28 protein-coding genes are annotated in these 24336 nt (G+C 64.4%); 14 read left to right on the forward strand and 14 right to left on the reverse strand.

All coding sequences use genetic code 11. The features are described 5' to 3' along the window. Positions 1–210: NAD(P)(+) transhydrogenase (Re/Si-specific) subunit beta (locus tag LZ012_RS18395; protein WP_275712394.1), on the forward strand; the 210-nt coding region annotated here is incomplete at its 5' end. A 95-nt stretch (positions 211–305) separates the two neighbouring features. Here the strand turns inward: LZ012_RS18395 and LZ012_RS18400 are convergent. Genes LZ012_RS18400 through coaBC form a run of 3 tightly spaced genes read right to left on the reverse strand, consistent with a single transcriptional unit; the run spans position 306 to position 2319 of the window. Next, entirely contained in the window at positions 306–677 is a 372-nt protein-coding gene (locus LZ012_RS18400) for a c-type cytochrome (RefSeq protein WP_275712395.1), read from the reverse strand. Then, a complete protein-coding gene (dut, locus tag LZ012_RS18405; RefSeq protein ID WP_275712396.1) occupies positions 677–1126 on the reverse strand; it encodes a dUTP diphosphatase in 450 nt (149 codons plus the stop codon). The genes LZ012_RS18400 and dut overlap by 1 nt, the downstream gene beginning before the upstream one ends. Continuing rightward, positions 1126–2319, reverse strand: a complete 1194-nt coding sequence (coaBC, locus tag LZ012_RS18410) for a bifunctional phosphopantothenoylcysteine decarboxylase/phosphopantothenate--cysteine ligase CoaBC (RefSeq protein ID WP_275712397.1) — start codon at positions 2317–2319, stop codon at positions 1126–1128. The genes dut and coaBC overlap by 1 nt, the downstream gene beginning before the upstream one ends. Positions 2320–2368: 49 nt before the next feature. Here coaBC and radC point away from each other — a divergent pair, with 49 nt between their 5' ends. From radC to rpmG, 3 genes are all read left to right on the forward strand, one after another. Further along, positions 2369–3049, forward strand: a complete 681-nt coding sequence (gene radC, locus LZ012_RS18415) for a RadC family protein (RefSeq protein WP_275712398.1) — start codon at positions 2369–2371, stop codon at positions 3047–3049. A gap of 81 nt (positions 3050–3130) precedes the next feature. Beyond that, positions 3131–3364: a 50S ribosomal protein L28 gene (gene rpmB / locus LZ012_RS18420; RefSeq protein WP_150429468.1), complete on the forward strand. Its 234-nt coding sequence runs from the start codon at positions 3131–3133 to the stop codon at positions 3362–3364. A gap of 19 nt (positions 3365–3383) precedes the next feature. Continuing rightward, positions 3384–3551 (forward strand): 50S ribosomal protein L33, encoded by a 168-nt coding sequence (gene rpmG / locus LZ012_RS18425; protein WP_011288870.1) that lies wholly within the window; start codon positions 3384–3386, stop codon positions 3549–3551. A gap of 52 nt (positions 3552–3603) precedes the next feature. Here the strand turns inward: rpmG and LZ012_RS18430 are convergent, their stop codons facing one another. Then, positions 3604–4101, reverse strand: coding sequence for a disulfide bond formation protein B (locus LZ012_RS18430; protein WP_275712400.1), 498 nt, complete (start codon positions 4099–4101; stop codon positions 3604–3606). Between the two features lie 125 nt (positions 4102–4226). Here LZ012_RS18430 and LZ012_RS18435 point away from each other — a divergent pair, with 125 nt between their 5' ends. The 4 genes from LZ012_RS18435 to LZ012_RS18450 all read left to right on the forward strand — a co-directional run bounded on the left by LZ012_RS18435 (position 4227) and on the right by LZ012_RS18450 (position 6787). Further along, the gene (locus LZ012_RS18435) at positions 4227–4931 is read left to right on the forward strand and encodes a winged helix-turn-helix domain-containing protein (protein ID WP_275712401.1); all 705 of its coding nucleotides are present in this window, start codon (positions 4227–4229) and stop codon (positions 4929–4931) included. Beyond that, positions 4918–6354, forward strand: coding sequence for an ATP-binding protein (locus LZ012_RS18440; RefSeq protein ID WP_275712402.1), 1437 nt, complete (start codon positions 4918–4920; stop codon positions 6352–6354). Before LZ012_RS18435 ends, LZ012_RS18440 begins: the two co-directional genes overlap by 14 nt. Positions 6355–6461: 107 nt before the next feature. Next, positions 6462–6608 (forward strand): hypothetical protein, encoded by a 147-nt coding sequence (locus LZ012_RS18445; RefSeq protein ID WP_275712403.1) that lies wholly within the window; start codon positions 6462–6464, stop codon positions 6606–6608. Then, positions 6608–6787, forward strand: a complete 180-nt coding sequence (locus tag LZ012_RS18450) for a hypothetical protein (protein ID WP_275712404.1) — start codon at positions 6608–6610, stop codon at positions 6785–6787. Before LZ012_RS18445 ends, LZ012_RS18450 begins: the two co-directional genes overlap by 1 nt. 112 nt (positions 6788–6899) lie before the next feature. Here the strand turns inward: LZ012_RS18450 and LZ012_RS18455 are convergent, their stop codons facing one another. The 7 genes from LZ012_RS18455 to LZ012_RS18485 all read right to left on the reverse strand — a co-directional run bounded on the left by LZ012_RS18455 (position 6900) and on the right by LZ012_RS18485 (position 14684). Continuing rightward, positions 6900–9044: a TonB-dependent receptor plug domain-containing protein gene (locus LZ012_RS18455; RefSeq protein WP_275712406.1), complete on the reverse strand. Its 2145-nt coding sequence runs from the start codon at positions 9042–9044 to the stop codon at positions 6900–6902. 145 nt (positions 9045–9189) lie between these two features. After that, a complete protein-coding gene (locus LZ012_RS18460; RefSeq protein WP_275712408.1) occupies positions 9190–10449 on the reverse strand; it encodes a mechanosensitive ion channel family protein in 1260 nt (419 codons plus the stop codon). Next, positions 10446–11708 (reverse strand): RsmB/NOP family class I SAM-dependent RNA methyltransferase, encoded by a 1263-nt coding sequence (locus LZ012_RS18465; RefSeq protein WP_275712410.1) that lies wholly within the window; start codon positions 11706–11708, stop codon positions 10446–10448. The genes LZ012_RS18460 and LZ012_RS18465 overlap by 4 nt, the downstream gene beginning before the upstream one ends. Next, positions 11705–12685: a DUF3108 domain-containing protein gene (locus tag LZ012_RS18470; protein ID WP_275712412.1), complete on the reverse strand. Its 981-nt coding sequence runs from the start codon at positions 12683–12685 to the stop codon at positions 11705–11707. Before LZ012_RS18470 ends, LZ012_RS18465 begins: the two co-directional genes overlap by 4 nt. Positions 12686–12691: 6 nt before the next feature. Then, a complete protein-coding gene (gene purN, locus LZ012_RS18475; protein WP_275712413.1) occupies positions 12692–13339 on the reverse strand; it encodes a phosphoribosylglycinamide formyltransferase in 648 nt (215 codons plus the stop codon). Beyond that, entirely contained in the window at positions 13336–14043 is a 708-nt protein-coding gene (locus tag LZ012_RS18480; RefSeq protein WP_275712415.1) for a hypothetical protein, read from the reverse strand. Before LZ012_RS18480 ends, purN begins: the two co-directional genes overlap by 4 nt. Then, positions 14043–14684, reverse strand: coding sequence for a DedA family protein (locus LZ012_RS18485; RefSeq protein ID WP_275712417.1), 642 nt, complete (start codon positions 14682–14684; stop codon positions 14043–14045). The genes LZ012_RS18480 and LZ012_RS18485 overlap by 1 nt, the downstream gene beginning before the upstream one ends. 43 nt (positions 14685–14727) lie before the next feature. Between LZ012_RS18485 and mutL the strand changes: the two genes are divergently transcribed. The 3 genes from mutL to miaA are packed head-to-tail and all read left to right on the forward strand — an operon-like array spanning position 14728 to position 17928. Next, positions 14728–16563: a DNA mismatch repair endonuclease MutL gene (gene mutL, locus LZ012_RS18490; protein WP_275712418.1), complete on the forward strand. Its 1836-nt coding sequence runs from the start codon at positions 14728–14730 to the stop codon at positions 16561–16563. A gap of 8 nt (positions 16564–16571) precedes the next feature. Then, positions 16572–16952, forward strand: a complete 381-nt coding sequence (locus LZ012_RS18495; protein WP_420839554.1) for a YkvA family protein — start codon at positions 16572–16574, stop codon at positions 16950–16952. A 31-nt stretch (positions 16953–16983) separates the two neighbouring features. Then, positions 16984–17928: a tRNA (adenosine(37)-N6)-dimethylallyltransferase MiaA gene (gene miaA, locus LZ012_RS18500; RefSeq protein ID WP_275712419.1), complete on the forward strand. Its 945-nt coding sequence runs from the start codon at positions 16984–16986 to the stop codon at positions 17926–17928. 10 nt (positions 17929–17938) lie between these two features. Here miaA and LZ012_RS18505 read toward each other — a convergent pair whose 3' ends face one another. The 3 genes from LZ012_RS18505 to LZ012_RS18515 all read right to left on the reverse strand — a co-directional run bounded on the left by LZ012_RS18505 (position 17939) and on the right by LZ012_RS18515 (position 21400). Then, positions 17939–18511 (reverse strand): septal ring lytic transglycosylase RlpA family protein, encoded by a 573-nt coding sequence (locus LZ012_RS18505; protein WP_275712420.1) that lies wholly within the window; start codon positions 18509–18511, stop codon positions 17939–17941. A gap of 40 nt (positions 18512–18551) precedes the next feature. Next, a complete protein-coding gene (purM, locus tag LZ012_RS18510) occupies positions 18552–19592 on the reverse strand; it encodes a phosphoribosylformylglycinamidine cyclo-ligase (RefSeq protein WP_275712422.1) in 1041 nt (346 codons plus the stop codon). Between the two features lie 152 nt (positions 19593–19744). Beyond that, positions 19745–21400 (reverse strand): methyl-accepting chemotaxis protein, encoded by a 1656-nt coding sequence (locus LZ012_RS18515; RefSeq protein WP_275712423.1) that lies wholly within the window; start codon positions 21398–21400, stop codon positions 19745–19747. A 209-nt stretch (positions 21401–21609) separates the two neighbouring features. Between LZ012_RS18515 and creB the strand changes: the two genes are divergently transcribed. Genes creB through creC form a run of 3 tightly spaced genes read left to right on the forward strand, consistent with a single transcriptional unit; the run spans position 21610 to position 24198 of the window. After that, entirely contained in the window at positions 21610–22290 is a 681-nt protein-coding gene (gene creB / locus LZ012_RS18520) for a two-component system response regulator CreB (RefSeq protein WP_275712424.1), read from the forward strand. 16 nt (positions 22291–22306) lie between these two features. Further along, a complete protein-coding gene (locus LZ012_RS18525) occupies positions 22307–22774 on the forward strand; it encodes an MOSC domain-containing protein (protein WP_275712425.1) in 468 nt (155 codons plus the stop codon). Then, the gene (creC, locus tag LZ012_RS18530) at positions 22771–24198 is read left to right on the forward strand and encodes a two-component system sensor histidine kinase CreC (protein WP_275712426.1); all 1428 of its coding nucleotides are present in this window, start codon (positions 22771–22773) and stop codon (positions 24196–24198) included. Before LZ012_RS18525 ends, creC begins: the two co-directional genes overlap by 4 nt. Positions 24199–24336 lie beyond the last annotated feature (138 nt).

The following is a 24336-nucleotide window of genomic DNA, read 5'->3' on the forward strand; positions in this document are numbered from 1 at the left end:
ACCCGCACCGACAAGGCGAGCCCGATCTACGGTATGCCGATTCTGAACGCCGACATGGCGCAGAACGTGATCGTGATCAAGCGCGGGAAAGGCACCGGCTACTCCGGCGTCGAGAACGCCCTGTTCTATACCGACAACTGCCGCATGCTCTATGGCGATGCCCAGCCGATGGCCGGGGAGATCATTCAGCATCTCAAGGCAATGGGGTAAGACGGGAATCGCTTCCCCCAAAACGTCATTCCCGCTTGCGCGGGATGACGTCTATCAGTTAGTGGGGATGAGGAGCGATCGGCGCCTTAAGCCGATCAAAGCCTGGGCGTCGACTCGTTCAACGCTCGCCTGTCGCCAGAGGCCGGGTTATCACGACCCGGCGGCTGACGACTGAAGAAATGCGCGGCAGCGCGCATATCGTCATCGCTCATGTCGGCGACGACCTTGCGCATGTCGCTGCTGTCGCGCGCCCCGGCCTTGAAATGGCGTAGCTGTTCGAGCAAGTAGGCTTCGTTCTGCCCGGCCAGCTCCGGATAGAGCTTGCCGGAACTGTTCCCGGTAACGCCATGGCACAGAAAACAGGTGCCCATCACCTGCTCTTCGCCGCGCTGCATCAGCGAGGCATCGCCGGCCGCCTGTGCCAATGGGGCGCAGCAAGCGGCCAGCAGCACGACCAGACGGCGCATCAGGACTTGCCGGTGCTACCGAAGCCCCCCTCGCCGCGATGGCTGGCGTCGAAATCGTCCACCACGTTGAAACCGACCTGCAGCACCGGGACGACCACCAGTTGCGCGATGCGATCCAGCGGATTCAGCGTGAATGCAGCGTGGCCGCGATTCCACACCGAAACCATTAGTTCGCCTTGATAGTCGCTGTCGATCAGGCCGACCAGGTTGCCGAGCACGATGCCGTGCTTATGACCCAGGCCGGAGCGCGGCAGGATCATCGCCGCCAGCCCCGGATCGGCCAGATGAATCGCCATGCCGGTCGGCACCAGCGTGGTCTGCCCCGGTTCGACATGCAGCGGGCCGTCAATACAGGCGCGCAGATCAAGACCGGCCGAGCCGGGTGTAGCGTAGTGCGGCGGGTTGTCGCGCAAACGGGTGTCGAGAATCTTGACGTCGATACGGTGCATTACATTTTTCCTGTTAACAATTGGGCAATATGCTCGACCAGCTGGCGAGCGAGTACGGATTTGGGCGCCGGCGTCAGCGGATGCGAGCCATGGTCGTCGAACAGCACCAGCCGGTTGTCGTCACCGCCGAAGCCATCCTGGATCAGGTTGCCGGCGATCAGCGGGATATTCTTCTTGCGCCGCTTGGTCTGCGCATACTCTTCCAGATTGCGGCTCTCCGCCGCGAACCCGACGCAGAACGGACCGTTCTTCAAAGCGGCAACTTCGGCCAGGATGTCCGGGTTCTCGATCAGCTCGATCGGCGGAATACCGCCGGTGTCCTTCTTCAGCTTGTGCTCGGCGGCATTGTTCACACGGTAATCGGCCACCGCCGCCACGCCGACGAAGACATCCGACCCTGCCGCGCGGGCCATCACGGCCGCATGCATGTCGAGCGCACTCCGCACTTTGACCCGCTCGACGCCTTGCGGCACCGCCAGATCGACCGGTCCGGAGACCAGCGTCACCGCGGCGCCGGCCTGCCGCGCGGCACGGGCCACGGCATAGCCCATGCGCCCGGACGACAGGTTGGTGATGCCGCGCACCGGATCGATGGCTTCGAAGGTCGGCCCGGCCGTGATCAGCACCTTGCGGCCGGCCAGAACCTTGGGCGCGAAGAAGGCAACGACCTCCTCGACGATTTCCTCCGGCTCCAGCATGCGGCCGGCGCCAATTTCGCCGCAGGCCTGCTCGCCGCTGGCCGGACCGAGCATCTGCACGCCGTCAGCCTGCAGCTGGCTGACATTGCGCCGGGTCGCCGGGTTTTCCCACATCTGGCGGTTCATGGCCGGGGCGACAAGCAGCGGGCAGTCGCGGGCCAAGACCATGGTCGCCAGCAGATCGTCGGCCATGCCGTGGGCAATGCGGGCCAGGAAATCGGCGGAAGCCGGCGCGACCACAATCAAATCAGCGGAGCGCGACAGGTCGATGTGCGCCATGGCGTTCGGCATACGTGCGTCCCACTGGTCGAGATAGACGGGCTGGCCGGACAGCGCCTGGAAGGTGGTTGCCGTCACGAAATGCGTCGCCCCTTCGGTCATCGCCACCTGGACGTCGGCCCCCTGCTTGCCCAGCAGGCGAACCAGTTCGGCCGCCTTATAGGCGGCAATCCCGCCGGTCACGCCGAGGACGATGCGCTTACCATTTAATTCCATTGTCTTACCGTTAGAATTCGATTCTGCACATTCTACTCTTGGAAAGAAAATGGCGATCACCGACTGGCCGGAAGGCGAACGACCGCGCGAGCGACTACTCGCCCACGGCCCGGCGGCACTCTCCGATGCCGAACTGCTGGCCATCTATTTACGCGTCGGGGTGCGTGGCAAGAGTGCCGTCGACCTGGCACGCGATCTGCTGAACCGCTTCGACGGCAAGCTCGGCGTGCTGGTCGAAGCCTCGCTGAAAGAACTGGCCAGCGTGTCCGGCATCGGCATGGCCAAGGCCGCCCAGTTGAAGGCCAGCTTCGAACTGGCCCGTCGTGCCTTGTCGCAGGAAATGGGCAGTCGCGACAACTTCACATCTCCCGGCAAGGTGCGCGACTGGTTGCGCCTGAAACTCGCTCACCGGCCGCAGGAAATCTTCATGGCCCTGTGGCTGGATGCGCAGAACCGCCTGCTCAAAGCCGAGGAATTATTCACCGGTTCGCTGACCCAGACATCTGTTTACCCAAGAGAGGTAGTCAAGGCAGCGCTGTCTCATAATGCAGCCGCCGTTATCCTGGCGCATAATCACCCCTCCGGTGTAGCCGAACCGTCCAGGGCCGACGAAATGCTCACCCGCTCATTGAAGGAAGCCCTGGCCATGGTCGATGTCAAAGTTCTCGACCATTTCATCGTCGCCGGTACCACCCTGCCGCTATCGTTTGCCGAGCGCGGCTTGTTATGAAAATGCAGAAACCCCTTGATCCCATTCGGGACTTTTGGTTATACTCACGGGCTTTCTTCTAGCGAATTCTGGAGCACCATCATGGCGCGAGTCTGCCAAGTAACGGGTAAAGCCCCGATGGTTGGGAACAACGTATCCCACGCCAACAACAAAACGAAGCGCCGCTTCCTGCCGAACCTGCAGTATCGTCGTTTCTGGGTCGAAACTGAAAACCGCTTCGTGCGCCTGCGCGTTTCCAACGCCGGCCTGCGCATCATCGACAAGAAGGGCATCGAAGTCGTTCTGGCCGATCTGCGTGCCCGCGGCGAAGTCTGATTAAGGAAGGATACGAAAAATGGCTAAAGGCGGTCGCGAAAAGATCAAGCTGGAATCTACAGCTGGTACCGGACACTTCTATACCACCTCCAAGAACAAGCGCACGACGCCTGAAAAACTGGAGTTCATGAAGTACGATCCGAAGGCCCGTAAGCACGTCGCTTACAAGGAAGTTAAGCTGAAGTAATTCAGCTGACTCCGGCATTCGACAAACCCGCCTTTCGGCGGGTTTTGTTTTTTCAGTTCCGGAATTTGCTCCGGAAAAGCAGAGCGGCATAAACCACGATGCCGGCAAAGATGACGACCGACCAGTTGGCCATCGACATGCCGAGGAATTCCCAGTCCCGACTGGTGCAGAAGCCGGTGGCCAGGAACAGGGAGGGCATCTGCATGCCTAACCAGTCGACCAGGCTCTCGATGGCGTTCGGATCGGTAAAGCTGCACTCCGGAGCGAGGTGCGGGTAAGCCTGCATCCACGTCTGATAGGCCGCCACGCCGAAACCCAGCCCCGCCAGGCCGACGGTCAGCGCCGACCAGAGCAGGCGTCCGGCCGGCACAGCCCAGCCGAGCAGGCCGATCACACCGATCACCATATAGAGCAGGCGCTGGAAAATGCACAGCGGACAAGGCGCCAGGCGCAACAAGCTCTGCAGCTCCATGCCCACGGCCACCAGACCGAGGCAACCCAATCCCAACGTCGCAAACCACGCCCGCACGGGCACTCTCGACCACATCATCGGCAGCTTCCAAAAATTAACCAGCACGCATTCTAAGCCAGAGCTGCGCCGCACCGTCGAGCGGAGAACATCCGTTTGGCCCGGGCATGGTGGACCACGGCCCGGCTGACCGTTAAGATTGGCGGATGAATACACGCATCCTCCTTGTCGAAGACGACGAACGGCTGGCTGAACTTACCGCCGAATACCTCACCAAGAATGACCTGGAAGTCTCCATCGAACCGCGCGGCGATGTCGCCGAGACGCGCATCCTGGCTGAACAACCCGACCTGGTCATACTCGACGTCATGCTCCCCGGCAAGGACGGCTTTGAAGTGTGCCGCGCCGTGCGCACCCAGTACCGCGGCGTGATCCTGATGCTGACCGCCCGCGACGAGGATTTCGACCAGATTCTCGGCCTCGAGATGGGCGCCGACGACTACATCGCCAAGCCGGTCCAGCCGCGCGTCCTGCTCGCCCGCATCAAGGCCCTGCTCCGCCGCCTGCCCACGCCTGGCGACGCCCCGGCCGGCGAAGCGGACAACATGGTCTTCGGCCAGTTCCGGATCAGCCAGGCGACACGCACCGCCTCCCTGGCCGGCGAGACCATCGATCTGACGACGGCCGAGTTCGACTTGCTGTGGCTGCTCGCCACACACGCCGGCAATGTCCTGTCGCGCGACGACCTGCTGCAGGAACTGCGCGGCATCGGCTTCGACGGCCTGGACCGCTCCATCGACGCCCGCATCTCCCGGTTGCGCAAGAAATTGAACGACGACCCGGACAATCCGACCCGCATCAAGACCGTGCGCGGCAAAGGCTATCTGTTCAGCAAACATGACTGGAACTGACTCGCCAGCCGAAGAGAAGCCGGCCAAGGAACAAAACCAGGGGCTGGCCCGTTCGCTGTTCCGGGTCTCGCTGCCGCGCTGGCGGGGCAGCCGCTACAGCCTGTCGCGGCTGTTCTTCAACTTCTACCTGCTGGCCATGGGCTCCTTCGTGGCGATCGCCTTCACCGCCGATTTCGTCATTTCGACGGCGCAGCGCGGCATTACCGACGACTATGCCCGCCGCTTCATGCGCGGCACCATTACGCTGATCGAGGACGAACTGTTCCGCCATCCGCGCCGCGAATGGCAAAGGCGGATCGGCGAGATCGACGACAAGTTCTCATACAGCCTGGGCATCGTCGAACGCATTTCGCTCGACCGCACCCTGACCCCGGCGCAGGTCAACAAACTGGACGCCGGCGACATCGCCATCGACCACGACGGCGACATCATGTACCACCGCCTCGGCACCTCCAGCCAGGTGTTGGTCGTCGGCCCGCTCGCCTCCAGCCGCAATCCCGAACTGACCGACCGCCTGCCGCTCGAGCTGCGCCTGCGCCTGCTGACCTGGAGTCTGATCGGCGTCATCTTCGCCATTGCCCTGTGGTTCTGGATACGCCCCGTGTGGCGCGACCTGGAAGCCTTGCGCCAGACCGCCCGCGACCTCGGCGACGGCCATTTCGATTCCCGCTCACCCGCTGCCAGAACCCAGCTCTTCGCCCCCCTGTCCGACACGATGAACAGCATGGCCGATCGCATCCGCCAACTGCTCGCCACCCATCGCGAACTGTCCTGCGGCATCTCGCATGAACTGCGCACGCCGATCGCCCGCATGCGTTTCGCCCTGGAAATGCTCACCGAAACCGACGAACGCGCGGAGCGCGAACGCCTGTGGGCGATGATGGAAGCCGATCTCGACGAACTCGACCAGTTGATCGATACCAGCCTGACCTACGCCCGCTTCGAACGCGAGGCGCCGGAACCGCACTTCTCCAGCGTCAAGTTCGCCGAATGGCTGACCGACGAGGTCGATTCCGTCCGCCTGCTCGGCCGCCAGCTGGCAGTGACCGTCGATACGACACGCCTGCCGGACCACCTGCACATCGACCTCGACCGCAAGGCCATGCCCTACGCCCTGCGCAACCTGCTGCGCAACGCCTTCAAGTACGCCAGCAAGCACATCTCGGTCAATGCAGAGATGGTCGGCGAGGACATCCGCATCAACGTCGACGACGACGGCATCGGTATCCCGCCGGAAGAACGCGAACATGTCTTCTCGGCCTTTACCCGCCTCGACCGCTCGCGCGACCGTTCAACCGGCGGTTACGGCCTCGGCCTGGCCATCGCCCGCCGGGTACTCGAACTGCATGGCGGCACAGCCACGGCCGATGCCTCGCCGCTCGGTGGAGCACGCTTCACGCTGACCTGGAAAGCCCACCAGTAGGCCATTTCCGGCCCTGTTACAAAGCGTCACAGAAGATCAAAACCCGTTACCTCGGCGCAACGCTGACGCAACAGACGCCCGGCGCCGGCCTCTCTAGAATGCGAGGCATGTCGGAAAACAAAGCCCGCCAAGAGGATGACGAGGAAATGAAAATGAACATCAAGCAATTTATCGAAGCCGCCCGCCGCTACCTGTTCGAGCTGGCGCCCGTGCAACCTGCCCTGGCCACCATTCCCGTCCGCAAGGATCGCTGATGGCCTTTGTGGACAACCTGCCGGTCAGTGAATCGCTCGGCGTCTTCGTCGGCATCACGGGTTACGACTGGCTGGCCGAAGGCCAAGCCGAACCGGTCAAGGCGGCCATTGCCGCCATCGCCGCCGGCGGCATCATCGCCATCGCCCGCGTCTTGTTGAAGCACCGCAAAAAGGGCTGAACCGCCGCATCACCGTACTGATTACCCTCCTCTCGAATTTCCCCCGATTCGAGACCTCCCTGTTACCCCGCCCTCGTGGCGGGGTCTTTTTTTGCAGGCTGCCGGCGGGCGATCAGAAATTGACGCGCAGCGACAGCCAGTGCACGCGGTCAGCCAGGCGATTGATGGTCCGGCCCTGCTGCTGCTCATTGACCATCTGCGAAATGTAGGCCAGCTCGCCGCCCATCGGGCCAAGGCGGAAGCCCTTGGCCAGACGCCAGTCGATACGCTCGCTGGCATCGATCGGATTGTCGTCGTTACGGCGCCAGCGCATCGGCGAAGCCCGGAAGTACATGACCGATGCGGTCACGTCGTAGGGCAGCTTCTGGATCAGCATGGCCGACTGCGAGTGGGTCGGTGCCGAGTCGCGGGTCTGGCGGACGATTTTCGGCACATTGTTGAAATCGTCGGCGATCCGCGAAACATCCGTGAAATCAGCGGCCACGCAAACCAGCGCATTGCCGTACATTAAGCGGGTAGAATCGAACGGTCGCCAATCGAGCTGGTATTCATAGCCGTGGATGTGGACATTTTCGATATTGGCTGCCGAATCCGCCCGGCCATTGGGATAAATGGCGAAATTGACCGCATTGTTCCGCAGCCCGTTGGACTCCTTGTCGTCCGGCGTGTTCGTCGGCAAAGCCAGCGGCAATATCTGGATATAGTTCGGAATCCATTCGCTGAACACCCGAACGTCCGCCGTGGCACGGATCGGCTTCAACTCGGCCAGATAGCCCAGTTCGACCGTATCGATACGTTCCGGCCGCACGCCTTGCGCGTAATAGATGACATCGGTCAGATTGGTGGGGTTGGTACCGTAAGAATCCCGCGTTTGCGCATACCCCGACGTCTCGTACAAACTCGGGTTGCGGTGAGCCCGCGAAGCCGCCAGGCGCAGGGTATGGCCGGGCGCGATGTGCACGTTGACGCTGGTGCGCGGATCGAACATGCCGCCGGTAATGTTGTCATGTTCGTAACTCGCCCCCAGATTGAAGATCACAGGGTCGACCGGGCGATATTCCATATTGCCGAACACGCGATAGGCAAACCGGCCTTTCCGGTCGAGCGACGAGAATTGCGCAACGGATTGCACGGCGGTCGATTTCAGTCCACTGCCCCACATCAGGCGCAGATTTTGTAGCGGTGCCAGGAGATGCTCGAATTCGAGTTCATGCTGCTTGGAACGCCCGCCCGGATCGATCGGCAGCTGAAATGCTACCGACGCCGGCGCCACACGATTGGTGTTGAAACTGACGCCGCGCAGGGCCAGCGAGTAGGCCCAGTCTTCGGTATAGCCGTAGCGCAGCTTGATGTCTTCCTTGGCCGATAGCGTGCGCCGCCAGAGGACATTGAAGGCGGTCGACGACTGCTCCAGATTGCGGATCGGATCGGACGTCGGACGATCCGGACGGCCGTACTGCGACATGTCGCGGGCAAAGGTACCGGTCAGTTGCAGTTCGTCGCGGTCGCTCAGCGGAATGTCGGCCCGCAGGTCGAACAGCTGCGACTGGCGGTTATCCGGAGAAGCGACCCACTGGTTGCTATAGAAACCATACTGGAAGCCGTCGTCCTGGAACGAGCGCGCCGTGAAACGGACGTTGGCGTCGCCGACACTGCCGCCCCAGCGCAGGACTTCGTCGCGTATCCCGTTGTTGCCGTGGTTGGCCGACACCGTCCAGCCCTTGGTCAGGGCCGGATCGGTCGTGATGATATTGACCACGCCCATGAAGGCGTTGGAACCATAGGAAATGGTGTTCGAACCGCGAATGACCTCGATGCGCTCGATATTCTCCAGCGCCACCGGCAACAGGTTCCAATTGACGCCGGACTTGAACAGCGGCGAATACTGCGAGCGGCCATCGACCAGCACCTGCACGCGCGGCCCGTATTCTTCGCTGGACAAGCCGTAGCTCAACCCGTGATAGGCGACGATGGCCGGATCCTGGTTGTGCGAAGTGACCTGGAAACCGGGTACCAGACGCAGCAGATCCTCCACCGTGCGCATACCCGAGGCGCGAATCATTTCCTGGTCGATGACCGTGACCGACGCCGGCGTTTCGGAAAGCTGCTGGGGCAAACGACTGACGGAAGCGACGACGGGCAGGCTGGAGAAGAAGACATCCTCTTCGTCTGCCTGCGCCGGACAAGCCATCGCGACGCCCAGCAGCACAGGCAAACGCGGAGAAAACAGCGCGGAAAGGAGAGTCTTGGTATTCACGGCATCCATTCAACAAGCCGGCTCCAAGACGATCCTGGCTAGCCCGCGGTCACTCCGTTTAAACATCTGTGGCCGGCGCGCATTTTAACAAAATTTGACAAATTTGAACCTAGGATAAAGGCTAGGTCCACACCGCCTGGAGGGCTTATGCACCGGGAATCAGACGCACTTCGCGCTGCGGAAACGGGATCGCGATACCGTGTTCCTTAAAGGCGCGCCAGATGGCGAAATTGACATCGGAAACGATATTGCCCTTGCCCTCCTCGGGATCGTCGATCCAGAAGCCAAGTTCGAGATTGATGGCGCTGTCGGCGAACTGTGCCAGGAAGACCTTGGGTGCCGGATCGTCCATCGCTCGGGGATGGGCCTGCGCCACCTCGGTCATTAGGCGGCAGGCCAGGTCGAGGTCGCTGTCGTAGGCGACGCCAACGCTTGTCGCCAGCCGTATCCGGGTATTGGAATAAGTCTGGTTCTGGACCGTCGAGCCGATCAGCGTTTCGTTCGGCACGATGTACTCGCTGCCGCCCGGATGCTTGAGCACCGTATAGCGCGTCGTGATCTGCGTCACCTCGCCGCTGTCGCTGCCGACTTGCACGATGTTGCCGATGCGGATGGAACGATCGAGCAGGATGATGAAGCCGGACACGTAGTTGCTGGCGATCTTCTGCAGACCGAAGCCGAGACCGACGCCGAGCGCGCCGGTGAATACCGACAGCGCGGTCATGTCTATGCCGACCAGCGCCAGGCTGGTCAGGATGGCCACCACGGTCAGCGCCGCCTTGGCAACCCGCACCCCGACGATGCGCAGGTTGGCGTCCAGCGTCTGGACGCGCATCAGCCTAGCCTCGATCACGCCGGCAATCCACAGCGCAAAGACGACCGTCAGGAAAATGGTGGCGATGCCGCGCAGCACGGTCCACAGGTCGACCTGCTGCTTGCCGACGTGGAACTGCACGCTCTCCATCGCATCGATGACGAAGGGCGCCAGATCGGTGATGTAGAGGGCCAGCCAGCCCCATACTGTGACCGCGATGATGCGCTCCCAGGCGGTGAGCCAGGTGGCACGCGGGAAAGCCTGGCGCAGCACGAAAACGACGCCGCGCACCAGGGCCAGCGAACCGAGCAGGGGCATGGCCAGCTTGAGCAGGTTGAGGCGCATGAAGGACCCGAGGGTACCCAGCGCCACCCCGGTCAGCAGCATGCCGGTCAGCGGAAAAACCAGACGGGCACCGGCATCGGACAAGCGCCCCGCCCCCTCTTCGTGACGGCTGTGCCACCAGCGGGCGATCAACAGCGCCGAGCCGATGCAGGCGACCAGCGCGACGACCTGCCAGATGAAGCCCGGATCGCGGACATCGTCCAGCAGGTCGTTGATCAGGCGCAGGGCCTGGCTTTTCTCGTTCATGCCTTGCGTTCCAGCGCCGCGGCAAAGAAGCCGTCGGTATTGTGCTTATGCGGCAGCAGGCGCAGCACGTCGCCGTCGCAGGCGATGCCTTGCCTGGCCAGCACAGCGGAAGCCGGCAGCAGCGTGAATTCGGGGTGCTTGTCGAGGAAGGCACCGACGATGGCGTCGTTTTCGGCACTGAGCAGGCTGCACGTGGCATAGACCAGGCGGCCGCCGGGCCGGACCAGCGTCGCCGCCGCTTCGAGTATCGAGGCCTGCTTGACGGTCAGCTCGGTCACCGAGGTCTCATTCTGCCGCCATTTCAGGTCCGGGTTGCGACGCAGCGTGCCGAGACCGGAACACGGCGCATCGACCAGTACGCGGTCGGCCTTGCCGGCCAGGCGCTTGATCTTCTGGTCGCGCTCGTGCTCGATGCGGCCCGGATGGACATTGGACAGGCCAGAACGGGCCAGACGCGGTTTCAGGTTAACCAGGCGCTTGTCGGACACGTCGAAGGCATAGAGGCGGCCAGTATTGCGCATCAGCGCGCCGAGCAGCAGGGTTTTGCCGCCAGCGCCGGCGCAGAAATCGACGACCATTTCGCCGCGTTTCGGTTCGAGCAGGAAACCGAGCAACTGGCTGCCCTCGTCTTGCACCTCGAAAGCGCCATCCAGGAAGAGCGGATGCTTGGCCAGCGCCGGCTTGTCGCGCAAGCGGACAGCGAGCGGAGACAAGGCACCGGGTGCCGCGGTGATATCGTCGGCCGCCAGTTTCGCGAGCACCGTCTCGCGGTCGGCCTTCAGCGTATTGACGCGCAGGTCGAGCGGCGCCGACTGGTTCATCGCCCGGGCCAGAGCCAGCGTTTCGTCGGCCCCGAACTGCTGCTCGAGGCGTGCGTACAGCCATTCCGGCAGGTCGCAGCGAACGGCCGGCGGCAGCTCGGCTTCCGGCATGGCCTTGGCGGCGGCCAGCCATTCCTCTTCGCTAGCCTTGAGTACCGGCGCCAGTTCGCGCTGGCTCCAGCCGCGCACCAGGGCCAGCGTGGCGAGCAGGCGGCGACGGTCGGACAGTTGGCCGGCACAGCGCGCTTCGATGCTCCGCCCTCGGCGCAGCACGGCAAATACCGTCTCGGCGACGAAGGCCCGATCGGCATGGCCGAGTTGGCGATGCTCGCGGAAATAGCGCGACACGACAGCATCGGCCGGATGATCGAAACGCAGCAACTGGCCGAGAACGGCCTCGGCGTGGGCGAAGAGGGCTGGGGTGAAGCGGGCTTTCATGGAGTTCCTAATTCGGTGGCGATCTGTTCGAAAACGTCGCCTTTCTTGTCGGTAAAACGTATTTTAACCGGCAAACGATGATGGTCGAGCGCCAGCCAGATTTCCGTGACGCTATCGGTCATGGCGCGCAGGTGCAGGGTGCGAAAGCGGCCGGCCGGCGTGTCAATCTCTTCCTCGCCGAGCGAATCGAGGGCGTAGCGCTCGTATTTCTTGCCGGTAACCACCCCGAGCGTGGCACCCGATTCCGGCTGGCGGACGTAGGCGAGGTGGTAGTTCAGGGACAGGATGTCCTGGGTACCGGGCAGTATCGGCCGCACCTGGCCGTCGCGCGAGAGCAGGACCTGCGGCGACGACCAGTCGAAATCGGCATTCTCGTTGGCGTCCTTGCCGTTTTTCCGGCTCAGGTAGTGTTCGGGCTGCAGGCCGCCGGCTACCAGGCGCCCGCGGCTTTCGTTCTCGAAGCGGACGGTCTTGAACAAGGCAGCCAGACCGCTGGTTTCGGTCACGCCGTACAGCCGGTAGTGGCCGTCCTCGGTAAACTCCCAGCGATGCTCGGCGCGGCCGATCTGGAAACCGCTGGTTCCCATGCAGATGATGAAGCGGATGACGCCATGGGCCGGCAGCAGAGGCTTGACCGGTTCCGGCGGCGGTTTGGCAGCGTCAGCCGTAGCCGGCTCCGCCGTTGACTCGTCGACCGGCACCGGAACTTCGGGTTCGACCGGCGTGGTCGGGGCAGTCGGGCTCGGCTTGGCGCGGACCAGCGGCGCCGGTTTTGCCTTGGGTCGTGGCCTGACTGGCGGTTTGGACTCCGGCTTGCTGTCGGCCGGTGCCTTGGCAGCAGGCGGCGGCTGCAGTTCGGCGTGAAGGGTAACTGGCTCGTCCGTGGCGCCGCCGAACAGTTCAACATCGGTCCCGAACAGGGTGGCGGCGTGGATGCCCAGCGAAGCCGCCAGCGCCAGGACGATGGCGATCGGCATGAAGACCTAGCGCAGCACCGGCGAGATGAAGGCAGCACCGTCGGCCAGCTCGGCCGCCAGCCGCACCCGGCCCTTGTCCAGAGTCAGCTTGTCCTCGGCAAACCAGCGCACGGCCTGCGGATAGATCTTGTGCTCCTGGACCAGGATGCGCGCCGCCAGGCTGGCTTCACTATCACCATCGAGGACCGGCACGGCGGCTTGGATGATGACTGGGCCGTGATCCAGCGTCGGCGTCACGAAATGGACGGTGCACCCGTGGATGCGCACCCCTTCCTCCAGCGCCCGCTGGTGGGTGTGCAGGCCGGGGAAGGATGGCAGCAGCGAGGGGTGGATGTTCATCAGTCGCCCTTCGTAATGGCGCACGAAACCTTCGCTCAGGATGCGCATGAAGCCGGCGAGCACCACCAGGTCGGGGGAAAAGCCGTCGATGCACTCGGCCAGCGCGGCGTCGAAGGCTTCGCGCCCGGCGAAGGCCTTGTGGTCGATGTAATGGGTGGCGATACCGGCTTTCGCCGCCGTCTCCAGACCCAGGGCATCGGGCCGGTTGCTGATCACGGCAGCGATGTTGACGGGCAGATTGCCGGCATCGCGGGCGGCGATCAACGCCTCCATGTTGCTGCCGCGGCCGGAAATCAGGATGACGATATTCTTCATTTCAAAAAACTCACCGGTAGGAAAATGGTGCTGACCACGGTCTGGGTCAGCCGGGAAAGGCCGCGGCCGTTGCGGTCGGCGACGACCTTGGCCATGAAGTCGAGCAGGCCCATGACACGGCCGAATTCGCGTTCGAAGGACAGGTTGCGGTTAGCCGGGTCGAGTTCGTTGGAGAGCAGGAACAGTTCGCCGGCGGCATTACGGTCGTGGCCGAGCTTCCACACCGCGACGTCCATGTTGCGTGCCGAATTGTAGAGCTTGGTTTCGTTGAGGCTGTCGAGGATGTAGAACTCCTCCTTGTGCTCGTAGGCGGCGTCGACCATGGTCAACAGCCCGAACATCAGGGCAGCGACCCGGTCGCCGGTGTAGGCCTCATTGAAGGCGAGCGACGCCGCCTGCCCTTCGCGCAGGCCGTTCAGTTCCGGCCAGCGCTGATAGTGGCGTGTCCGCAAGCGCTCCAGGGCGGCCTCGCGGCTGGGCTGGCCGGCCTTTTTCCACTCCTTGGGATTGCGCTTGTAGAGCTTGTCGGCGATCAGCAGCAGGCTATCGACCACCTCGCTGCGATTGGTGTCGGCGATGCGATCGATCTCGGTCTTGGCCAGGTATTTGACATCGACCGTCGTATCGCTGCGCCCGTCCTTGCCCAGCTTCGTCGAGCAGGCCGCCGCCAGGATCAGGGCGAGGAGGACGGCCAGTCCGCGCATCAGGCGGCCTTGCTCTTCACGTAGCCGATGCCGACGGGAACCAGCGAAAAGACGATGATGCCGACGATGATCAGCGACAGGTTGGCCTTGACCCACGGGATGTTGCCCAGCCAGTAGCCGGCCAGGCATAGCGAAACCACCCAGCCCAGCGCACCGATGAGGTTGAACAGCGTGAAGCGGGCGTAGCTCATCGAACCGATGCCGGCGACGAACGGGGCGAAGGTGCGGAACAGAGGCAGGAAGCGGGAAATGACCAGGGTCTTGCCGCCGTGCTTTTCATAGAAGGCGTGGGTCTTGACCAGCGCGTCGCGGTTGAAGAAACGGGAGTTTTCCCAGTGGAAGACCTTGGGACCGAGAAAGCGCCCGATCTGGTAATTGACCGTGTTGCCGAGCACCGCCGCCACGCTCAGTACGCCGATCAGCGTGGCGATATCCATGCCGCCCTCGCCGATTGCGGCCAGCGCACCGGCCACGAAGAGCAGCGAATCGCCGGGCAGGAAGGGGGTGACCACGAAGCCTGTCTCGGCGAAGACGATGAAGAACAGGATGCCGTAGATCCACAGCCCGTACTGCTGCACCATGACCGCCAGATGCTTGTCGAGGTGAAGGACGATGTCGATGAATTGGGTCAGCAGTTCCATGCGGCGGGCCGGGCTTTGGAGAAGGCCGCATTATAATCCGCCCATGCCGACCATCGCCCGCCTCCCCGACCTCCTGATCAGCCAGATTGCGGCTGGCGAAGTGGTCGAAAGACCTGCCTCCGTCCTCAAGGAACTTCTCGAAAACAGCCTCGACGCAGGCAGCAAGGCCATCCAGGTCCATCTCGAGGAGGGCGGCGTCAAGCTGATCCGCATTACCGACGACGGTTGCGGCATCGCCAAGGACGAACTGGCCTTGGCCCTGACCCGGCATGCGACATCCAAGATCACCAGCCTTGACGACCTGGAACGGGTCGGCACTCTCGGCTTTCGCGGCGAGGCGCTGGCTTCGGTCGCATCGGTTGCCCGCCTCAGCCTGACTAGCCGCGAACGCGGCGCCAGCCATGCCTGGAAGCTGCGCGGCGAGCCGGCGGCCGAACCGGAACCGGCGGCCCTGATGGCCGGCACGGTGGTCGAAATGCGGGACCTGTATTTCAACACCCCGGCCCGCCGCAAGTTCCTGAAGTCGGAAAGCACCGAATTCGCCCACTGCGCCGACGCCGTACGCCGCCTGGCCCTGACCCGGCCGGACGTGGCGCTCAGCCTGACCCACAACGGGCGCAGCCTGTTCCAACTGGCCCCGGCCGATGCCGGCCGGCGCATCGCCGACATCCTCGGCGAGGAATTCATCGGTGCCGCCCGCAATATCGAAGCCGTGTCTGGGCCACTGACCCTGGCCGGCTTCGCCATCGACCCGACGCGCGCCACCGATGCCAAGGACGGCCAGTACGTCTTCGTCAACGGCCGTTTCGTGCGCGATAAGATCATCGGCCATGCCCTGCGCGAAGCCTACCGTGACGTGCTGCACGGCAGCCGCCAGCCGGCCGTCTGCCTGTTCCTGAACATCGATCCGGCGCTGGTCGACGTCAATGTCCATCCGGCCAAGACCGAAGTCCGCTTCCGCGATTCGCGCGCCGTGCACCAGTTCGTCTTCCATGCCATCCAGCGCACGCTGGCGGCGCCCGTCCGGGCCGAAACCGCGCCGTCGCTGGCGACCGAAGTGCCACAACACGCGGAAATGGCGACCACCGTAGCCCATGCCCCGGCAACGGCACTCGCCTACAGCCAGCGCACGCCCCACTGGGAAGCCCCCCGCCAGGCCAGCCTCGGCGTCGCCGAACCGGCTGCCGCTGCCTACTTGGCCTTCGCCCGAGCCGCGCAGAGCGTCGGCCAGGCGCCGGCCCCACGCCCGGAAGCCATGCCGCAGTTCCAGCCGACTGAAAGCGCCAGCCAGGAAGCGCCGCCGCTCGGCTATGCGCTGGCCCAACTGCACGGCATTTATGTGCTGGCCCAGAATGCCCGCGGCCTGATCCTGATCGACATGCACGCCGCCCACGAACGCATCCTGTACGAAAAGCTGAAGGCGGCTTTCGATAATCGCCAGATCGCTACCCAAAATCTGCTGATCCCGGCCGTCTTCTCGGCCGATCCGCTCGACATCGCAGCCGTCGAGGAGCACAGCGAAGCGCTGCGCGATCTCGGTTTCGACATCGCCCCGCTCGGCCCCAACCAGCTCGGCGTGCGCAGCGTGCCGGCCCTGCTGCAGTCCGGCGACCCGGCGGCGCTGGCCCGTTCGTTGATCGCCGAACTGCGCGAGCATGGCATCACGCAGCTGGCCACGGCGCGGCGCAACGAACTGCTCGCCACCATGGCCTGCCACGGCGCCGTGCGCGCCCGCCGCCAGCTCACCGTACCGGAAATGAACGCCCTGCTGCGCCAGATGGAGGAAACCGAGCGCGCCGGGCAGTGCAACCATGGCCGGCCGACATGGACCGAACTGACCCTGGACCAGCTCGACAAGCTCTTCCTGCGCGGCCAGTAGGAACGCCGATGAGCCCGCCGTCTACGTTGAAACACTGGGCCCGGCAGCTCAAGCAACAGACCCTGACCGTCTATTTTGCCGCCCGCGATCCGCGCACGCCGTGGTTCGTCCGGGTGCTGGCACTGCTCGTTGCCGCCTACGCGCTCAGCCCCATCGACCTGATTCCGGATTTCATACCGGTCATCGGCTATCTCGACGACCTGCTGTTGCTGCCACTGGGCATTGCCCTGGTCGTCCGCCTGACTCCGCCGGAAATCATCGCCGAAGCCAGAGCCAAGGCAGCGCAAGCCGCCGAACGCCCGGTCAGCCGAGCGGCCGCCGTCTTCATCGTGGCGCTCTGGCTGGCGTTATTGGCCGGGCTGATCAATTGGCTCTGGGCTTACGTTTAGGCGCCCGCCTGGCGTGATAGCATTCGCCGCCATGACTTCCCCCCGCCACCCGCCCGCCATCCTCGTCATGGGGCCGACCGCTTCCGGCAAGACCGCCGTGGCCATGGCCCTGGCCGACCGTTTTCCGGTCGAGCTGATCAGCGTCGATTCGGCGCAGGTGTTCATCGACATGGACGTCGGCACGGCCAAGCCGGATCGCGCCACGCTGGCCCGCTACCCGCACCGTCTGATCGACCTGATCACGCCTGAGCAGCGCTACTCGGCCGCCCAATTTCGCCGCGACGCGCTGGCTGCGATGGCCGACATCACGGCCGCCGGCAAGGTCCCGCTGCTGGTCGGTGGCACCATGCTCTACTTCCGTACTCTGCTGCACGGGCTGGCCGATCTGCCGCAGGCCGATGCCGCGCTGCGTGCCGCCATCGATGCCGAGGCGGCCATCCACGGCTGGCCAGCCATGCACACCAAACTCGCCGCCATCGACCCGGAAACCGCCGCCCGCCTGCATCCGACCGACAGCCAGCGCCTGCAGCGCGCGCTCGAAATCTGCTCCCTGAGCGGCCGCAAGATGTCCGACCTGCTGGCCGAAAGCGAAAGCCAGAAGCCGTCCTACGATTTTCTGTCCATCGGCCTGCTGCCCTCCGACCGCGCCGCGCTGCACGAACGCATCGCCCACCGCTTCGACGAAATGCTGCTCGCCGGGCTGGACGAGGAAGTCCGCCGGCTGCGCAGCAAGTACAACCTGGATCTGGGGCTGCCCTCAATGCGCTGCGTCGGCTACCGCCAGGTCTGGGAAGCGCAGGATGGTCTGATGCCCAAGGGCGAGATGCGCGACCGGGGCGTCTTCGCCACGCGTCAACTGGCCAAGCGCCAGATCACCTGGCTGACCAACTCCTTCGAAGCCGAAAACTACGACTGCCTCGATTCGGCGCTGGCCGACCGGGTTGCCGAGCGTACCGACGCTTTTCTGAACGGCTAAGCGCTAACGCTCAGCCCGCGCCGCCCATCCCCATGGGCTGGAAGTCGGGCAGTCGCGGTGCCGGCTTGTCGCAGGTGGCGCAGGGCTCCTGCGACTCGAATGCCGCCTGACAGGCGTCGGGCGCCGAAGCTTTCGACTTGAGGGGCGCCACGCGCACCAGAACGACGCCCGCCCGCAGCATGCCGAGGTATTCGGCGACCGCATGCGACACGTCGATCACCCGCTTGCGGTGCGCGGTGTGCATGCGGTCATTCACCTTGACGATGGCGCAGCGATCGTTGTCGACCCGATGGACGGCGACCAGGGAACCCAGGGGAAAACGGTTGCTGGCAGCGGAGAATTGCTTGACGTCATAGCGCTCGCCGGTCGAAGTCTTGCGCCCCTGGAAGCCGTGGCCGTAGAAACTGGCCTGGCCGTGCAGGCCTTTTCCATCATCTTCGAGAATATCGGCCGGCCCGAATTCGCTGGCCGGCAAGGCGGAAGACGCAGGTTTGCGTACCGCCTTCTTGGCGTGCCGGGCGGATGCCGGCTTGGCCGATGTTTTCTTGCCCGCCGCCCAAACGGTCGACGGGACTTGGCACAACAGCAGGCTGCAGGCACATGCCGCAGCCCACCGCGTGATGTCAGACCACGACGGTCTGCGCTTCGTCACCCTGGCGGGCCCGAATGACGCCGATGTTGTACACCGCTTCGCCCTGCGCCTTCAGCTCGGCCATGGCGGCCTCCGCATCGGCGGCCGCAACGACGATGACCAGGCCGATACCGCAGTTGAAGGTGCGGTGCATTTCCTTCTCGGCAACATTGCCTTCCTTCTGCATCCAGTCGAACAGCTTGGGACGCGGCCAGGCGGCCTTCTGGATCTCGGCGACGGTGTTTTCCGGCAGGACGCGCGGCACGTTCTCGAGCAGGCCGCCGCCGGTGATGTGAGCCATGCCCTTGATGGCGACCTTTTCCAGGGTGGCCAGCACTTGCTTGACGTAAATGCGGGTCGGCGCCATGACCACGTCGGCCAGGCTGCGCTCGCCGTCGAACGGGGCGTTCATGTCCGGATTGGAGCGTTCGATGATCTTGCGCACCAGCGAGTAGCCGTTGGAATGGGCGCCGGAGGAAGCCAGGCCGAGGACGACGTCGCCCGGCTGGATGCTCTTGCCGTCGATTGCCTTGGATTTTTCGACGACGCCGACGGCAAAGCCGGCCAGGTCGTATTCGCCGGCCGGGTACATGCCCGGCATTTCGGCTGTTTCGCCGCCGATCAGCGCGCAGCCGGCCAGTTCGCAACCCTTGGCGATGCCGCCGACAACCGCCGCGGCGGTATCGACATCGAGCTTGCCGCAGGCGAAGTAGTCGAGGAAGAACAGCGACTCGGCGCCGAGCACCAGGATGTCGTTGACGCTCATGGCGACCAGATCCTGGCCCACCGTGTCGTGGCGGTTCAGCTCGAAGGCCAGCTTGAGCTTGGTGCCGACACCGTCGGTACCGGACACCAACACCGGCTCCTTGTAGCGCTTGGGCACTTCGAACAACGCGCCGAAGCCGCCGATGCCGCCCAGCACGCCGTCGCGCAGGGTCTTCTTGGCCATCGGCTTGATGCGGTCGACAAGGGCATCGCCCGCATCGATATCGACGCCGGCATCACGGTAGGAGAGGGAGGTATTCTGGGTCATGGTCGGTTCTGGGCCAGGCGCGGCGGGTGCCGCTTGAATAAAAAAGCAATTTTACCCGAAACCGGCGGCCGACCCTAACCCGACACGGGGCAAGGAAATCCGGCCACCGCCCGGTGCGGCCGGCCCCCGGTGGCAGGCGGGCCGCTGGCCGGTCAGAGTTTGAACTCGCCGACCGTCGCCTTCAAATGGGCCGCCAGTTGTTCCAGATTGGCGGCGGACAGCGAAACTTCCTTGATCACGGTGCTCGTCTCTTCAGTCATCTCGGCAATGCTCTCGACATTGCGCGCGATCAGCTGGCTGGCCGAACTCTGCTCCTTGAGGGCCGACGAGATGTCGTCCACCGCCGCCAGAACCTTCTGCACGCCCTCCTGAATCTTTTCCATCGACGCCCCGGTCACGCCGACCATCTCGACGCCCTCACTGACCAGGGTACTGCCCTGCGCCATGCCGGCAACGGCATCGTCGGTGCCGCCTTGGACCGACTGGATCATCGTGGCAATTTCCTGGGTGGACAGGGTCGTCCGTTCGGCCAGCTTGCGGACCTCGTCGGCGACCACGGCGAAACCGCGCCCTTGCTCGCCGGCCCGGGCTGCCTCGATGGCGGCGTTGAGGGCCAGCAGATTGGTCTGATCGGCGATTTCCTTGATCACCATGACGATGTTGGAAATCTGATGCGACTTCTCGCCGAGCGAGGTGATGACATCGGACGAGGTGGCGACGGCCGTCGATATCTTGTCCATCTCGACAATCACGCCCTGCACGGCCTGGGCGCCATCCTTGGCCAGCGATCCAGTTTCCGAGGCGTATTTCTGGGCCCCTGCCGCATTCTCGGAAATCTGGCCGACGCACACCGTCATTTGCTCGATGGACGCAGCCACGGCCGCCGACGAATCGCCCTGCCGCTCCGAGGCCTGTTGCACCTTTTGCGACGACGAGGCCAACTGGCGTGCCGATTGCGCAAGCTGGTCGGAGGTGGTCAGGATTCGCCCGATCATGCCCTTCAGGCTGCCCTGCATCTGCTTGGTGGTGTACAGCAGGCTGCTACTGTCGCTGCTGCGCGTGACGATATTGCCGGAAAGATTGCCGCCGGCGATCTGGCGGATGATATCGATGACGTAGGCCGGTTCGCCGCCCAGCTGGCTGAGCAGGCGGCGGACAATCAAGCCGATGACGAAGAACAGCACAACCTGCAGGATGCCCTGGCCGACCCACATCCCGGTATTGATCTTCTTGATGGTCGCCAGATCGTCCTTGATGTTGATGGTCACGCTGGCCGCACCGACCACGGTGCCTTCATCGACGCCATGGCACTCGAGGCAGTTGATACTGCGGAAATTCTTCTTGGCGATGTAGGGCAACACCATGCGCAGCGAGGTTTCTTCGCCCTTGTTGATCACCAGGGACTCGGTGACGCCGCTAGCCAGGACCCGTTTGTCCATGTCGTCGACCGCACGCTCCTGCGGCAGGCCGCCGTCGAATTCGTCATCGATTCCCTTGCCGCGGATCACCCGCATTTCGAGGACGCTTTCCGATTTACCCATCTTCTCGATGAACTGGGCGCGGCTTTTCTGGTTGCTGATGACTTCGTCGGCCCCGGCCTTGATGATCATCAGGGTATTGAGGCCATTGATGGTGCCATCGGCGACAGCCAGTGCCCGCTCCTTGGCGGCGGTCAGCAACTGGTCTTCGAACAGGCGGAAGATCCACTGCTGGGCGGCCACCAGCGCAAGGATCAGGAAACCCTGGATCAACAGCTGGAGCTTCAACTGCAGCCCAACCCTGCCCCACCACGCAGACATACCGTTCATACCCATCTCCTCCGGGGTGCTGTCATTATTGAATTTATGCTGAATGCGTGGCCCGTCAAAACCAGAACGCAACGCCTCCGCGGTGATCATCCCATGCGCCGAAACAGCCCGCAAGCTGGGGAAAACCACATGAAAAATCGTTTATATTCCAAGCAGATATCGCGCTTGGTGACCGTGCCCCGATACCCGTTTCGGTTACCATCACGGCCATGAAGATTCTCATCGTCGACGACGAGCCCGCCATCTCGGACACGCTGGCCTACACGCTGCGGGCCGACGGCTTCGCCGTCGACAGCTGCACGCTGGGCGGCGCAGCCTTGCAGCGGCTGGGCGCCGGCGGCATCGACTTCGTCGTCCTCGACGTCGGCCTGCCCGACATGAGCGGCTTCGACGTGTGCCGGGCGCTGCGCCGGACCTCCGACATCCCGGTGCTCTTCCTGACCGCCCGTTCCGACGAGGTGGACCGCATCGTCGGCCTCGAACTGGGCGGCGACGACTATGTCGCCAAGCCCTTCAGCCCGCGCGAGGTGGCGTCGCGGATTCGCGCCATCCTGCGCCGCCTGCATCCCGAACCGCGGTTGCCGAGCGCACCGGCCGCCGAAACCGCCCGCTTCGCCATCGACCGCGCCGGCCTGCGCATCGCCTACTGCGGCCAGTGGCTGAACCTGACCCGCTACGAATACCTGCTGCTCGCCCTGCTCCTCGAACGCCCCGGGCGCATCCTGAGCCGGCCGCAGATCATGGAAAGCGTCTGGCAGGACGGCGGCGAAAGCCTGGAGCGTACGGTGGACACCCACATCAAGACCCTGCGCGGCAAGCTGCGGGCGGTGCGCGACGAGGAAGTCGTCCTCACCCATCGCGGCCTCGGCTACAGCATCGCGGCCGGTTGATGTCCCCCAGCCCGCGATGAGCGTCGAACGCATCTTCATCAGCCGCGAACCGGGCGGCGCGCAGCAGGAATGCGCGCGCATCCGGGTCGAATCCGAGCGCGGCATCGTCGGCGACCGCCATTTCGGCCACAACGACTGGCCGGGCCAGAACCTGACGCTGGTCGAAGCCGAGGAAATCGAGCGCTTCTGCGCCGAATTCGGCCGCCCTGCCGACCTGGCAATCACCCGGCGCAACCTGATCACCCGCGGCATCCGCCTCAACGCCCTGGTCGGCCGTACCTTCACCCTCGGCAGCGTGACGCTGCGCGGCATCGAGACCTGCGAACCATGCTCCAGCCTGGGCCGCGCCCTGGCCGACGAAAGGCTGCCGGCAGCGGCCGTCATCCGCCGCTGGGTCGGCTGCGGCGGCTTGCGGGCGATGGTCGTCGAGGGCGGCGAGATCGCCGTCGGTGCCGCGCTGGTGGTAACGCCCGACGCGCCATGAACATTTCGGTCCGCCTCTTTTTCGGCTATTTCCTGGTCGTCGGCCTGGCCGCCTGGTTTGTCCTCAACACGGTCAATCGCGAAACCGAGCCCGGCATCCGCCAGGCGACCGAGGAAACCCTGGTCGATACCGCCCATGTGCTGGCCGAAATGGCCGCGCTGGAACTGTCGGCCGGCCGCATCGCACACGGACCCTTCGCCGATGCGGTGCGCGCCGCCATCCGGCGCAGCCCGCAGGCCGACATTTCCGGCGTGCACAAGGAAAGCATCGATTTCCGCATCTACGTCACCGATGCGCGCGGCATCGTCGTCTATGACTCGAAGCAGGCGGCCATCGGCGAGGATTTCTCGCAATGGCGCGACATCGCCCGCGTCCTGCGCGGCGAATACGGCGCCCGCCAGACGCGCGAAGACCCCTACGATCCGGCGTCGACGGTGATGCATGTGGCCGCCCCCATCTTCTGGCAGGGCGAGCTGATCGGCGTACTGTCGCTGGCCAAGCCGATGGCCTCGGTGGCCCCTTACGTCGAGCGCGCCGCCCGCCGGGTCAAGGAATCCGGCCTGCTGCTGCTTGCCGCCAGCGCCGCCATCGGCCTCTTCTTCACGGGCTGGCTGAGCTGGTCCATCCACCGCCTGCGCGCCTATGCCCGCGCCGTCAGCGAAGGGCGCAAGGCCGAGGTGCCGACCGGCGGCGGCCGCCAGCTGTCCGAACTGGCCCAGGCGCTGGCCGCCATGCGCGAGAAGCTGGAAGGCAAGCAGTACGTCGAACACTACGTGCAGAACCTGGCGCACGAGATGAAAAGCCCGCTTACCGCGGTGATCGGCGCCGCCGAAATCCTCGAAGGCGATCCACCGGAAGCCGACCGCCGCCGTTTCGCCGACAGCATCCATGAACAATCACGACGCCTGCAGGCCATCATCGACCGCATGCTGATGCTGGCCCGCGTCGAACAGCTGCAGTCGCCGGAAGGCATCACCACCATCGCCCCGCCCACGCTGCTCGATACCTGCGTCGAACTGCGCCGCCAGGCCCTGCAGGCCCGCCAACTCGACTGCCGCATCGCCGTCGACACTCAAGCCCAACTACGCGGCGACGCCTTCCTGCTGCAACAGGCCGTGCTCAACCTGCTCGACAACGCCATCGAGTTTTCGCCGGAAGGCGGCCTGATCGAACTGTCGGCCACCGATGCGGACGACGATATCGTCCTCACCGTCCGCGACCGCGGCCAGGGCGCCCCCGACTACGCGCTACCGCAGCTGTTCGACCGCTTCTATTCGCTGCCCCGTCCGGCCACCGGCCGCAAGAGCACCGGCCTCGGCCTCGCCCTGGTGCGCGAAGTCGCCCGCCTGCATGGCGGCGATGCCGGATTCGAAAACCACGCGGCAGGTGGCGGTCTGGCCGTCCTCCGCCTGCCTGCCGCCTGACCGGCACGCCACGCTGAATCGGCCGTAGCGGCCGGCTGACAAGGGTCGGGAAAATTGCCCGGCCAGGCGCGTGGACTTTGCTCATTCGGGCCGCCGCGCCGCTGGCTACTCTGTCCCGGTCGCCATCCCCCCGAGACC

Origin of the sequence: Dechloromonas hankyongensis (assembly GCF_022012295.1) — a bacterium.
GTDB lineage: Bacteria > Pseudomonadota > Gammaproteobacteria > Burkholderiales > Rhodocyclaceae > Azonexus > Azonexus hankyongensis.